Raw genomic sequence first — 12,465 nt, 5'->3', positions numbered from 1 at the left:
GAGGGAGATCGACGTGCGGATCGGGTACAAGCTGGCCGCCGAGGCGTTCGGGCCCAAGGAGCTGGTCCGGCAGGCGGTGGCCGCGGAGCAGGCGGGCTTCGACTTCGTGGAGATCAGCGACCACTTCCACCCGTGGCTGGACAACCAGGGGCACTCGCCGTTCGCGTGGACGGTGCTGGGCACGATCGCGGCGAAGACCGAGCGGATCGGGCTGGCGACCGGGGTGACCTGCCCGACGGTGCGCTACCACCCGGCGATCATCGCGCAGGCCGCGGCGACGCTCGCGCTGGTGTCCGACGGCCGGTTCACGCTCGGCGTCGGCGCGGGCGAGCGGCTCAACGAGCACGTGGTGGGACCGGGTTTCCCGGAAACGGTGCCCGGGCGCCACGAGCGGCTGCGGGAGGCGCTGGAGATCATCCGGCTGCTGTGGCGCGGCGGCTACCAGTCCTACGAGGGCAAGCACCTCACGCTGGCCGACGCGCGGGTGTTCGACCTGCCGGACGAGCTGCCGCCGATCGCGGTCGCCGCGAGCGGCAAGGCGTCGGCCGAGCTGGCGGGCGAGCTGGGTGACGGGCTGTTCGCGACCGAGCCGAAGGCGCACGTCGTCTCGCACTACACCGCGGCGGGCGGCGACGGCCCGCGGTACGCGGAGGTGCCGATGGCGTGGGCGGAGGACCCGCACACGGCCGCGCAGGCGGCGCTGGAGACGTCGCGGTGGGCGCTGACCGGGTGGAAGGTGATGAGCGAGCTGCCGAACCCGGTGAACTTCGCGGCCGCCTCGGCGACCGTGCGCGAGGAGGACGTGCTGGGCAAGTTCGCGTGCGGTTCCGACGTGGACCGGTACGTGGAGGTGGCGCAGCCGTTCGCCGACGCCGGGTTCGACCACCTGGTGATGCAGAACGCGGGGCCCGATCCGGACGGGTTCCTGGAGTTCTTCCAGCGTGAGCTGGGCAAGCGGATCCGGTCGCTGGCGCCGAGCTGACCGGCGTCCGGTGGGGGCTGCTCGGCCCCCACCGGATGTGCCTCAGTTCCGGTGCGCGGGCTCCGCGACGCTCACCGGACCCGGCGCCTCGGCGCCTGCCTCGCGGACCTGCCACTTGTCCAGCCCGCCGCCGAGCCGGTCGGCGTAGTGCTCCGCCGCGGCCTGGGTCGGGAACCGGATCTCCTGTGCGCGTGACACGTGCGTGATCTTGTAGGCCATCACTACTCCCCTGCCCCTGTCGTCCTGGTGCGGCCCGTCACTCCCCGACCGGCCGCGTCGAACACTAGAACACCTGTTCGAGTGCGCGCAAGCCGACACGCCGGGGAGCGGGCCGGAAAATTCGATCGTCCATTGCGGACAGTGGCATCAGCGGAATAGTGGCTGGCCAACGGCATCGCGCCCGGCGAACTCCCGCAGAGACTCACCCGTGGGGGTCATCACCCTGGCGGTGAGGGCGTCGCGGTAGTGCCGCTCGAGGGCCAGCTCCTTGCGCGCCGCGGCGAAGCCGCACAGCCGGAGCAGCCGGTCGCCGACCTCGGTGGCGGTCTCCGCCCCGGCGAGCCTCGCCTGCGCCGCGCGCACCCGCGCGTCCGCCCGGCCCCCGGCGACCGCCGCGACGGTGTCGTCGCAGAACACGCGCAACAGGTCCGTCCGGGCCCGCAGCGCGGCGAACTCCCGGCGCTCCGCCACGCGCCCGGCGGTGTCGGCGAGCATCGCCTCGGTCAGGCCGAGCGAGAACACGGCGCCGAGCGCGAGGAAAACCGGGAGCGCGTGGTCCAGGCCCTCGGCTGCCACGGCGTCGGCGGGGACCTCGACACGGTCCGCGGTCACCGGCGTGGCCGCGCAGCCCCGCAGGCCGAGACCGTCGAACGGGGCGCCGGCCCGCAGGCCCGGCGCGTCGCCGTCGACCAGCGCGGCTGCCGAGCCGCAGCACCACACGTAGCTGTCCACCTCGCCCGCCGCCGTGACCCAGCTCCTGGCCCCGTCCAGCACGACGCCGCCGTCGGTGGCCGTCGGCGCGCACCGGTCGCCCGGCTCGCCGAGCGCGAGCGTCGCGAGGTGTTCGCCGCGGGCGATGGCGGCACGCACCGACGGCGGGCCGTGCGCCTCCACGACGGCCGTGGCCGCGTAGTGCGCCAGCAGGACCATCGCGGTCGAGCCGCATACGCCGGCCAGCCGCTCGACCACACGCGCGGTCTCCGCGAGACCCGCTCCCCCGCCGCCGACCGCGGTCGCGCTGGCCAGTCCCAGCAGCCCGATCTCGCCGAGCGCGGTCACCCCGGACCGCGGGAACCGCCCGGCGCGGTCCACCTGGTCGGCCTGCGGGGCGATCGTGGACTCGATGACCGAGCCGAGCAGGACGGTGTGGTCGAGCACCACCGGCCACCACCTAGCGTGCGGAATCGGGAACAGCGCGTTACTACCCGCTCGGCCGGGCCGGAAACGCCGCGCGTGGACCGTCAGCCGCCGTCGACGGTCACCGGCGTCAGGTGCCTCCGGAACCAGTCCGTGGCCAGGGTGGCGGCCTCCTCCAGGGCGCCGGGCTCCTCGAACAGGTGCGTGGCGCCGGGCACGACCGCGAGGTGCGCCTCGCCGCGGAGCTGGGCGCGCGCCTTCCGGTGCAGCTCCAGCACGCCGGTGTCGAAGGCGCCCGCGATGAGCATGGTCGGGGTCCGGACCCAGCCGAGCCGCTTCGCGGCGAGGTCGGGCCGCCCGCCACGCGCGACGACCGCCGCCACCTCGACCCGGTAGTCGGTGGCCGCCAGCAGCGCCGCCGCGGCGCCGGTGCCCGTGCCGAAGTAGCCGACCTGCAGCCCGGTCCGCGCACGCACCCATCGCGTCACCTCCACCAGCCTGCTGGCCAGCAGCTCGACGGCGAACACCCGCGCCCGGTCCGACTCCTCGCTCGGGGTCAGCAGGTCGACCAGCAGGGTCGCGATCCCCGCGCGGTGCAGGCGTTCCGCGGCCGTGCGCGCCCGCGGGCTGTACCGGCCGCTGCCGCTGCCGTGCGCGAACACGACGATCCCGGCCGCCCGCTCCGGCACCGTCAGCCGTCCGCCGAGCGGCACCGCCCCGACGAAGACCGTGACCTCCTCGTCGCCCGTCACCGGATCCTGGTCCCCGGTTTCGCCTGCAAGCAGCCGCGCGACCTCCTCGTCCGGGGTCTGCGTGAAGTCCTCGTACCACTGCCCCACCGCGGTGAACGCCGCCGGGCACTCCAGGCACACCACGTCGTCGGCGTCCTCGCGCAGGGCCTCCACCGCCTGCCGGGCGCCGACCGGCACCGCGACCACGACCCACGCCGCGCCCGCCGCCCGCGCGGCCGACACCGCGACCCGCGCGGTCGAGCCGGTGGCCACCCCGTCGTCGACGACGATCGCGGTGCGGCCCGCCAACGGTGTCCGCGTCCGCCCGGAGCGGAAGCGGGCGGCGCGGCGGTCCAGTTCGGACCGTTCCGCGGCCTCGACCGCGGCCAGTTCCGCCTCGCTGATCCCGAACCGCCCCAGCAGCACGGGATTCACCAGGCGCAGCCCGCCCTCGCCGATCGCGCCCAGCGCCAGCTCCGGCTGGAACGGCAGGCCGAGCTTGCGGACCAGGAGCACGTCGAGCGGCGCGCCGAGCGCCCGCGCCACCTCCGCCGCGACCGGCACACCCCCGCGCGGGAGCCCGAGCACCACCACGTCACTGCCTCGCCACCGGACCAGCCGCGCCCCGAGGCGACGACCGGCGTCCCTCCGGTCGGTGAACGGCATCGGAGCACCTCCTCCGCGAAGTTCTCCGGCGACCGTAGCGGCGGCACCGCCCCACGGCGAGAGTCCTAGGGCCTCACTGAGCCGAACGGCGGTGCACGCAGCGGCCGGGCACGTTCCGTGGTGAACCGGTGGGCTCCCGCCGGGCCCTGTGCAGCGGACTAGGCTCCGGGCGCTCCGACGGAGAAAGGGTCGCGGTGAGGACGACGAGCGAGAAAGCAGCCGGGTACACGGAGGTGCTCCACGACGTCGTCCGAGCGCTCGTCCGGCACGACCGCGCCACGGCGGACGCCCGGATGGGTGCCATCTCCGAACGGCTGCGGCCCCCCGTCCCCAGGCGAACGCCCCCGGTCCGCGTGCTGGCGGAGATCTTCGAGCGCGATCGCTACCAGTGCCGCTACTGCGGCGTCCCTACCGTCCTCACCCCGGTCATGCGCCTCCTGTCCACCGCTTACCCGGAGGACTTCCCCTACCACCGGAACTGGAAGGCCGGCGAGGTCCACCCGGCCGTGGCCACGATCTCGGCCACCCACGACCACATCGAACCGGTGACGCGGGGCGGCGATCCGCTCGACCGGGACAACATCGTCACCGCCTGCTGGGTGTGCAACAGCGCGAAGGGGAACCTGACGCTGGACGTGCTGGGGTGGACGCTGCGTGCCCCGGCGGACGACGGCTGGCACGGTCTGGCCGACCACTACGCCGACCTGTGGGAGGCCCTCGGCCGCCCGGCGCTGAGACCGGGCGAGCGGGCCTGGCTGGCGGCGGCAGAGCGGCTCTACCCGCAGCCGTCCTGAGGCGCTCGCGGTGAAATCCGCTCCACGATCATCCACGGGGAGCCGCGGTTACAGTTGTGGTGTGGACACGGTGGTGGCCGCCGGTGGCGGCAAGCTTCGCGGGTTCGTCACGGCCGACGGCCTCGCCGAGTTCCGCGGCATCCCGTTCGCACGCGCGGCCCGGTTCGCCCCGCCGGAGCCCGTCGAGCCGTGGACCGGCATCCGCGACGCAACCCGCCACGGCCCGGTCAGCCCGCAGCCGCCGGTGCGGCCGGACGGCGTCATGGGCGTCCCGGCGGACGTGCCTGCTCAGGACGAGGACTGCCTCAACCTGACGGTCCTCACCCCCGCCGCCGACGACCGGAAGCGGCCGGTCATGGTGTGGCTGCACGGCGGCGCCTACGTGACCGGGGCGAACTCGTTCGGGTTCTACGGTGGACACCGGCTCGTCACCGAGGGCGACGTCGTGTTCGTGGCGCCCAACTACCGGCTCGGCGCGCTCGGCTACCTGCGCCTGCCCGGGGTCTCGCCGGGCAACCTCGGCCTGCTGGACCAGCTCGCCGCGCTGCGGTGGGTGCGGGAGAACGCGGCGGCGTTCGGCGGGGACCCGGACGACGTCACCGTCTTCGGGCAGTCCGCGGGCGCGCACTCGATCGCGTGCCTGATGGCGCTGCCGGAGTCCCGCGGCCTGTTCCGGCGGGCGATCCTGCAGAGCGCGCCGCTGGGCCTGCGGCTGGCCGGCGCCCGGACCGCCGCGCGCACCGCGCGGTTGTTCACCGCCGCGCTGGGCGCCGATCCGCGGACGGCCCCGGTGACGGAGGTCCTGCGCGCGCAGAACGAGACGATCGTGAAGGCCGCCGGCCCCGGCGGGCTGTACTCGGTGCCGCCGTTCTGCCCGGTCGCCGACGCGCCGCCGCTGCCGAGCGTCGCCCACTGGATGTCGCAACGGGCGCGGTTCGCCCCGGACGTCGACGTGCTGATCGGCACCACGGCGGCGGAGATGAACTCGTTCCTCACCGGCAAGCCGGGAATCGCGCAGCTGGAACGGTTCCCGGTCACCGCGCGCGGGGTGGCCGCGCTGAAGGCCGGTGTGACGCGGTGGATGTTCGCGGCGCCGTCGCGGGCGTTCGCCGACCAGCTCGCCGCGCGCGGCGGCCGCGTGTACAGCTACGTGTTCGACTGGGGCGCGCCGTCCTCGCCGTACGGCGCCGGGCACTGCGTGGACCTGCCGTTCCTGCTGGGCGACGAGCCGGCGTGGCGGAACGCGCCCATGCTGGCCGGCGCCGAGTGGAGCGCGCTGACCGAGCTGGGCCGCGACCTGAGGGCGGTGTGGCTGTCGTTCGCCAAGACCGGCACGCCGTCCCCGGGATGGGCGCGGCACACGCCGAAGCAGGCGCCGCACCGCCTCCCCTGAGGACCAGGCACGAGCTCCCCTGAGGCCCCGGCACGAGCGGCCGGACGCGGAACTCGCCCCGCCGAACGTGGGACTCGCCAGAGCCGAGGGGCGGGGGCGGGCGGGTTCCGGCCCGGGAAGGCGGAGCTGGATTTCCGAGCCGGGTCAGTCCCGGCGGTCCTGTTCGGCCAGGAAGCGTTCGAACTCCGCGCCCAGCTCCTCCGCGGTCGGCATCGCGGTCTCGTCGGCCAGCAGCGTCTTCTTCTCGTCCATCGCCTCGACGAACAGGTCGTACTGCCGCTCCAGCGCGTGCACCACGTCGGCGACCTCGTCGGATTCGGCCACCTGCCGGGCGATCTCCGCGTCGGTGCGGCGGGAGGCCGCGCGCAACGCCTCGTCCGGCAGGGACAGTCCCGCGAGCCGCGTGATCGAGCCGAGCACGGTCAGCGCCGCCGCCGGGTAGCGGGACTGGGCGAGGTAGTGCGGCACGTGCGCGGCGAACCCGACGGCGTCGTGCCCGGCCTCGCCGAGCCGGAACTCGGTCAGGTTGAGGGCACTGCCCGGCACCTCCAGCCGGTTGAGCACCGGGTCGTAGTCGCCGATCAGCTCGCGCCGGGTCGCGTGCGCGGTCACCCCGAGCGGGCGCGTGTGCGGCGCGCCCATCGGGATCCCGTGGAACGACACGGTCATCCGCACGTCCCACCGCTCCACGAGGGTCCGCACCGCGGCCGCGTAGCGCTCCCACAGCCCGTCCGGCTCGGGCCCGCTGAGCAACAGGAACGGCGTGCCGACCTCGTCGTGGAACAGCCGCACCGCCAGCTCAGGTGTGTCGTAGCTCTCCCAGTGGTCGGTGTCGAACGTCATCACCGGCCGCCGCGCGCGGTAGTCGATCAGCCGGTCCACATCGAATCGGGCCACCACCCGGTTGTCCCAGTTCGCCTTGAGGTGCTCGCTCACCAGCGCGCCGGCCTGGCCGGCGTCCATGAAGCCGTCGAGCTGGTGCAACAGCACCGCCCCGCTCAACTCCGGGAGCTCCGAGTCCACCTCGTAGAGATCCGTCGGATCGAACACCACAGCCTCCAGCCTGTTCCGGGCACCTCTCTCCTCGACACTCAACGTAGCGAGGGCCGCGATCCATCCCGTCGAAGGGCTTACTTCCACCGGGTTACTGCGCCACTCGGGCGAAACCGGTTAAGAACAATGTTCAGGAGTGCTAGGTTGGATCTCTCCGTCACGGCCGGTACACCGAGCGTGATCAACGTCGCCGCTGGACCACGAGGACCGCCCCATGACCACCGACCTGGCCGAGCACGCGCACCACCTGCTGCGCGCCATGGTCACCGACCCCTACGGGGACTTCTCCCCGTCGGTTTACGAAACCGCCCGCGTCGTCGCGCTCCTGCCCGATCTGGCCGGGCACGCCAACCGGATCGCGTACCTGCTGGACCAGCAGGCGCCCGACGGCGGCTGGGGCGGGCCGGACGGCTACGGCCTGCTCCCGACGCTCAGCGCCACGGAGGCGCTGCTGACGGAGTTCCGCCGCACCGGCGCGCCGTCCATCGCGGCCGCCGCGGAGCACGGGCTGCAGGCGCTGACCACGCGGTGGGGCCGGGATCTGCGGGTCGGGCTGCCGGACACGGTCGCGGTCGAGATCCTGGTGCCGTCGCTGGTGTCGGCGCTCAACGCGCACCTGGACGCGCTCGAGGCCGAGGACATCGTGCCGGCCCGCGGCCGCCTGCCGCACCCCGAGGGCACCCAACCGGCGCTGCTGCACGGGATGCGCCGCCTGGTCGAAGACGGCCAGGCGCTGCCGGACAAGATCCTGCACTCGCTGGAGGCGCTGGGCCCGGCCGCGCGCGGGGTGGGCTTCGCCCGTCCCGGGGAAAACGGGCTCGGCTGCTCCCCCGCCGCCACCGCCGCCTGGTTCGGCGCGGACGGCGCCCGCGGCCACCCCGGCGTGCGGTACCTGGAGAACATCCAGGCACGCCACGGCGGAGCGGTGCCGGTGGCCGCGCCGCTCACGGTGTTCGAACGGTCCTGGGTGGTGTCCACGTTCGCCGACGCCGGCCTGGCCGTCGACGTCCCGGGCGAGGTGCTGGACGGGCTGGCCGCGGAGATCGGCCCGCACGGCGCGTCCGGCGGCGCCGGGCTGCCGCCGGACGCCGACGACACCTCCACCGCGCTCTACGCGCTGGCCGCGCAGGGCCGCCCGCACCCGCTGGACTGCCTGCGGGAGTACCACGTGGACGGTCACTTCTGCACGTACCCGGACGAGCGCACCCCGTCGGTCACCACCAACGCCCACGTACTGCAGGCGCTGTGCGCGCACGGACAGTCCGAAGTGGCCGGACGGGTGGCCGCGTGGATCGCGGCCCAGCAGCACCCGGACGGCAGCTGGACCGACAAGTGGCACGCCTCCCCGTACTACGCGACGGCGCGGTGCTTCCTGGCGCTGGCAGGCAGCGGGCACGGCGCCGCCGCTCGCGCGCGGGCGCTGCGGTGGATCGCGCGGACGCAGAACCCGGACGGTTCGTGGGGCCGGTGGCAGGGCACGTTCGAGGAAACCGCCTACGCCGTGCAGGTCCTGGCGCGCGCCGGGGAACCGTGGGCGGACGAGGCCGCCGCTCGCGGCTGTGCGTTCCTGCTGTCCTGGGCGGACGCCGGGCACCCCCCGCTGTGGCACGACAAGGACCTCTACACACCGGGCCGGATCGTGCGCGCGGAGGGGATCGCCGCGTTGCACCTGGCCGGCGCCCGGCCTCGGGTCGCGGCACTGCTGACGCGGCTGGAGCCGGCGCCCGCCGAGCGGACGGGCTGAATGAACCGGGTCGAACTGGCGCTCGCCGTCGCCCCGCTGCCCTTCCTCGACGCGCACGCGGACGACCCCGGCGCGATGCTCGACGTGCGCGGCGGGCCGGCGCCGAAGATCCTGGTGTGGCACCACGAGACGCTCGCTTCGCTGTTCCGGCAGGATTCGCGCCTGCGGCACCCGGGCAGCCGCTCGCTCGGCCCGCTGCTCGGGCCGAAGTCGATGCTGTGGGCCGACGGGGCGCGCCACGCGGCGTACCGGAAGCTGCTCGGCCAACCGCTGCGCGGGCGGCGGCTTGCGGCCTACCACAGTCTCATCGCGCAGGCGGCCGCGTCGGCGATCGACGAGCTGGGCCCGGGCGCGGTGTTCGGGCTGGCGGCGTGGACGCGGCGGCTGGCACTGGACATCGTCGCGCGGATCGTCCTCGGCGACGCGGATCCGGTGCTGCTGCGGGACGTCACGGTGTGGCTGGACCGCGCGCTGGGGTCGCGCCACCGCACGCTCGCCTACCGGCTCCTGCGCGGCGGGCTGCCCTCCTCGGGCGCGGATCTGGACGCGCGGCTGGTCGCCGCCGCGAAGTCGGGCCGGGAGCCGCGGAGCCTGGTTTCGCCTCTGCTGACCGGGAACGGCCCGCTCGGCCCGGTGCCGGACGACGAGCTGCGCGACCAGGTGGTGTCGCTGCTGTTCGCCGGCCACGAGACCACCGCGTCGGCCACCGCGTGGACCCTGTACTGGCTGACCACGCGCGCCGATCTGCGGGACGCCGTGCTGTCCGAACTGGACGCCACCACCGACGACGGCTCCGATCCGGCGGAGGTCCCCGTGCTGCAGGCGGTGATCGCCGAGGCGCTGCGGCTGCACCCGCCGGTCGAGGTCGCGGGCAACCGGGCCCTGCCGGAAGCGGTGGACCTGCACGGCCGCACGCTGCCCGCCGGGACGGTGCTCACCCCCGCGATCTACCTGGCACACCACCGGTCCGAGTACTTCCCGTCCCCGCACGCCTTCGACCCCGGCCGGTTCCTGGGCCGCCGCGGCGTGCCCGAGGGGTACCTGCCCTTCGGGGGTGGCTCCCGGTTCTGCCTCGGCAGCCAGCTGGGGCAGCTGGAGATCCGCATGATCACCGCGGCCGTGCTGCGCCGCCGGGTCCTGCGGTGCGTCAACCCGCGGGCCGGGGTGGCGAAGCTGCGCGGGCACGCGATGGCGCCGTCGGCCCGGCTGCGCCTGGAAGTGGTGGCGTGCCGGGACTGACCGGGTGGCGCGACGTGGTCGTCGTGCACCGCCTGCGCTTCCCGCTGCCGTTGAGCTACCTGGCCTACGCGTGGTGGGGCGCGGCGTTCGCGGATCCGCGGCACCTGCTCAGCGGCCCGGTGCTGGTGACCGTGGCGGCCACGCTGCTGGCGCTGCTGGCCGCGCTGGCGCTGAACACCGCGGCCGATCTGCGCACCGACGAGCAGGACCGGGACAAGGTGGACCTGGCGGGCGCGGCGCGGCGCCTGGGCAGCAGGCGGATCTTCGGCTGGGCGGTGGCCGAGGCCGCCGGGGCGCTCGCGCTGGCCGCGGTCGTGGCGGTGTGGCTGGGCCGCTGGGCGGCGCTGCTGGTGATCGCCTCGGCGTTGTGCGCGCACCTGCTGTACAACCTGGAGCCGGTGCGGCTGAAGCGGCGCGGGTTCGCCGGCCCGGCCGTGTTCGGGGCCGGCTTCCTCGCGGTGCCGGGGCTGGCGTCGTACTTCGCGGTGCGTCCGGCGCTGGAGCGGTCGATGGTGCCGGTGCTGGCGGGGCTGTGCGTGCTCGCGTTCGGCCGCACGGCCTGGTTCTCCGCGCCGGACCACGCCGCGGACGCCCGGTCGGGTGTCCGCACCCCGGGCGCGCGGTACGGTCCACGACGGACGCTGGCCGTCTCGTGCGGCGTCGTCGCGGCCGGGCTCACGCTGCTGGGCGCCGGGTTGTGGTGGCGGTACGGACCGGGCTGGGCCGTCGCCGGGGTGCTCGCGGAAGGCGCTTTCCTCACCGGGATGATCGCCCTGATCGGCCCTGGCGGATCGTTGTCGCGCATGCGGAAGCTCGCCACCCCGGTCGTGCTGGCGGGCGACCTCACCCTCGTGGCGATCCCGCTCCTGGCCTGACCGCCGCGGCGAGCGCGGCGATGTCGTCCGGGCTCACCCGGCAGCACCCGCCCACGTACGCGACACCGGCGGCGAGCCAGTCCCGGACCAGGTCCGGCGAGAACCGCGGCTCGCCGGTCCAGCCACGTGCCCGCGCGTCCCAGGTCTCACCGCTGTTGGGGTAGGCGATCACCGGCTTCCCGCTCGCCTCGCGGGCGATCTCCGCGGCGGCCGCGACGTCGCGGGGGTCGCAGCAGTTCACGCCCACCGCCACGATCTGGTCGTTGCCCCGCGCCACGGCGAAGGCTTCGGTCAGGGGCTGCCCGGCGCGCGTGCTCTCGCCGTCCACCGTGTAGGACAGCCACGCCGGGACGTCCAGTCCTTCGATGGCGAGCAGCATCGCCTCGGCTTCGTCCACATCGGGCACCGTCTCGCAGGCGAGCAGGTCCGGCCCGGCCGCGGCGAGGATCTCCGCGCGGGGCCGGTGGAACGCGGCCAGTTCCGCGACGGTGAGCCCGTAGTGGCCGCGGTACTCCGACCCGTCGGCGAGAGTGGCGCCGTACGGCCCGATCGAGGCGGCGACCAGTTCGTCGCCGGTCACGCGCGCCTCACGGGCGAGCGCGACGCTCAGCTCCAGCAACCGCACGGCCTCGTCCCGGTCCAGGCCCAGTTCGGCGAACCCGGCCAGGCTCGCCTGGTAGCTCGCGGTGGTGGCGACCGTCGCCCCGGCGCGGAAGAACGCCCGGTGCGCGGCGACGATCGCGGCCGGGTCGTCGGCGAGCAGCCGCGCCGACCACAGCTCGCCGGACAGGTCGTGCCCGCGCGCCTCCAGTTCGGTGGCCAGGCCACCGTCCAGCACGACGGTCACGGGCCGGCGCGCAGGAAGGTCAGCTCGCGCCACCACACGTCGGCGAGCACGTCCAGCGCCAGCTCGCGGTCGTGCCCGACGCCGCGGATCAGCCAGTGGTAGCAGGCCTGTTCCAGTTGCAGCACCAGCAACAGCGCGCGGGTCAGCCCGGCCTGCTCGTGCTCGCCGGTCCACTGTGCCAGGTACGGCGACAACTCGCGGGCGGCGTCCACACCCCACTGGTAGTGCCGCGCCGCGACGCGCGGGTCGTCGGCGACCGCCTGCGTCAGGACGTCGATCTCCACCGCGTAGCGCGCCCAGAACGCCAGCACGTGCTCGTCCAGCCAGGCGCGCACGCGGTCACGCGTCAGCTCCGGGAACCGGGCGAGCATGCGGTAGAGCGCGGCGGTGTCCGGCAGGATCCGCTCGAACAACGCCGCCGCGATGTCGGCCTTGTCGCGGAAGTGCGCGTAGAAGGTGGCCCGGCTGCCGTTGGCGGCCGCCACGATGTCGGCGACCGTGGCGGCGTGGTAGCCGAGACGGGCGAAGACCTCGCGGGCGCACTCGAGGTAACGGTCGTGCGCTTCCCGCCACTGCTGCTCGCGGAACGTGTTCCGGGCAGGCGTGGAGATGCCGGTCATCACCCCATCGTAGTGCGCCCGCCGGGGGAGGACACCTCCGCGCGTGCGGTTTCCCCTGCGGCTGCGCGGGATCCGCCTCGGGAGGCCGGGGCGGGCGCGCGTCCCGCGGGCACGTGGAGCGCGCCTGCCCCGGCGGGCGGGGCGGGTTGGAGCGGCACCCGGCGC

12 protein-coding genes are annotated in these 12,465 nt (G+C 74.9%); 6 read left to right on the top strand and 6 right to left on the bottom strand.

What is annotated here, in order from left to right; translation table 11 throughout:
- Positions 1-13 precede the first annotated feature (13 nt).
- On the top strand, positions 14-982 hold the full coding sequence (locus ACCP09_RS01390) for a TIGR03557 family F420-dependent LLM class oxidoreductase (RefSeq protein ID WP_433742628.1): 969 nt from the start codon (positions 14-16) through the stop codon (positions 980-982).
- Between the two features lie 42 nt (positions 983-1,024).
- On the opposite strand, the gene ACCP09_RS01385 is transcribed toward ACCP09_RS01390, so the two are convergent.
- The 3 genes from ACCP09_RS01385 to ACCP09_RS01375 form a co-directional block, all read right to left on the bottom strand.
- Positions 1,025-1,201, bottom strand: coding sequence for a hypothetical protein (locus ACCP09_RS01385; RefSeq protein ID WP_167498937.1), 177 nt, complete (start codon positions 1,199-1,201; stop codon positions 1,025-1,027).
- 147 nt (positions 1,202-1,348) lie between these two features.
- A complete protein-coding gene (locus ACCP09_RS01380; RefSeq protein WP_433742626.1) occupies positions 1,349-2,362 on the bottom strand; it encodes an acyl-CoA dehydrogenase family protein in 1,014 nt (337 codons plus the stop codon).
- An 80-nt stretch (positions 2,363-2,442) separates the two neighbouring features.
- Positions 2,443-3,735 (bottom strand): phosphoribosyltransferase family protein, encoded by a 1,293-nt coding sequence (locus ACCP09_RS01375; RefSeq protein WP_433742624.1) that lies wholly within the window; start codon positions 3,733-3,735, stop codon positions 2,443-2,445.
- 194 nt (positions 3,736-3,929) lie between these two features.
- Between ACCP09_RS01375 and ACCP09_RS01370 the strand changes: the two genes are divergently transcribed.
- Positions 3,930-4,529, top strand: a complete 600-nt coding sequence (locus ACCP09_RS01370; protein WP_431906930.1) for an HNH endonuclease — start codon at positions 3,930-3,932, stop codon at positions 4,527-4,529.
- 61 nt (positions 4,530-4,590) lie between these two features.
- Complete coding sequence (locus ACCP09_RS01365; protein ID WP_433742621.1) at positions 4,591-5,922, top strand: carboxylesterase/lipase family protein; 1,332 nt, start codon at positions 4,591-4,593, stop codon at positions 5,920-5,922.
- A gap of 144 nt (positions 5,923-6,066) precedes the next feature.
- Here the strand turns inward: ACCP09_RS01365 and ACCP09_RS01360 are convergent, their stop codons facing one another.
- Complete coding sequence (locus tag ACCP09_RS01360) at positions 6,067-6,975, bottom strand: proteasome assembly chaperone family protein (RefSeq protein ID WP_017987986.1); 909 nt, start codon at positions 6,973-6,975, stop codon at positions 6,067-6,069.
- A 214-nt stretch (positions 6,976-7,189) separates the two neighbouring features.
- Between ACCP09_RS01360 and ACCP09_RS01355 the strand changes: the two genes are divergently transcribed.
- Genes ACCP09_RS01355 through ACCP09_RS01345 form a run of 3 tightly spaced genes read left to right on the top strand, consistent with a single transcriptional unit; the run spans position 7,190 to position 10,833 of the window.
- Positions 7,190-8,719 (top strand): prenyltransferase/squalene oxidase repeat-containing protein, encoded by a 1,530-nt coding sequence (locus tag ACCP09_RS01355; protein WP_433742618.1) that lies wholly within the window; start codon positions 7,190-7,192, stop codon positions 8,717-8,719.
- Entirely contained in the window at positions 8,720-9,958 is a 1,239-nt protein-coding gene (locus tag ACCP09_RS01350; RefSeq protein ID WP_433742616.1) for a cytochrome P450, read from the top strand.
- Positions 9,946-10,833: a UbiA family prenyltransferase gene (locus ACCP09_RS01345; protein WP_027930452.1), complete on the top strand. Its 888-nt coding sequence runs from the start codon at positions 9,946-9,948 to the stop codon at positions 10,831-10,833. Before ACCP09_RS01350 ends, ACCP09_RS01345 begins: the two co-directional genes overlap by 13 nt.
- Here the strand turns inward: ACCP09_RS01345 and mmuM are convergent.
- Positions 10,802-11,680 (bottom strand): homocysteine S-methyltransferase, encoded by an 879-nt coding sequence (gene mmuM, locus ACCP09_RS01340; RefSeq protein ID WP_400985574.1) that lies wholly within the window; start codon positions 11,678-11,680, stop codon positions 10,802-10,804. The genes ACCP09_RS01345 and mmuM overlap by 32 nt on opposite strands.
- A complete protein-coding gene (locus ACCP09_RS01335; protein WP_020420682.1) occupies positions 11,677-12,300 on the bottom strand; it encodes a TetR/AcrR family transcriptional regulator in 624 nt (207 codons plus the stop codon). Before ACCP09_RS01335 ends, mmuM begins: the two co-directional genes overlap by 4 nt.
- Positions 12,301-12,465: the final 165 nt, after the last annotated feature.

The sequence above is a fragment of the Amycolatopsis sp. 3B14 genome, assembly GCF_050958625.1.
Taxonomy (GTDB): Bacteria; Actinomycetota; Actinomycetes; order Mycobacteriales; family Pseudonocardiaceae; genus Amycolatopsis_E; species Amycolatopsis_E thermoflava.
Note: the sequence above shows the minus strand (reverse complement) of the source record. Positions and strands in the feature narration are given on the sequence as shown.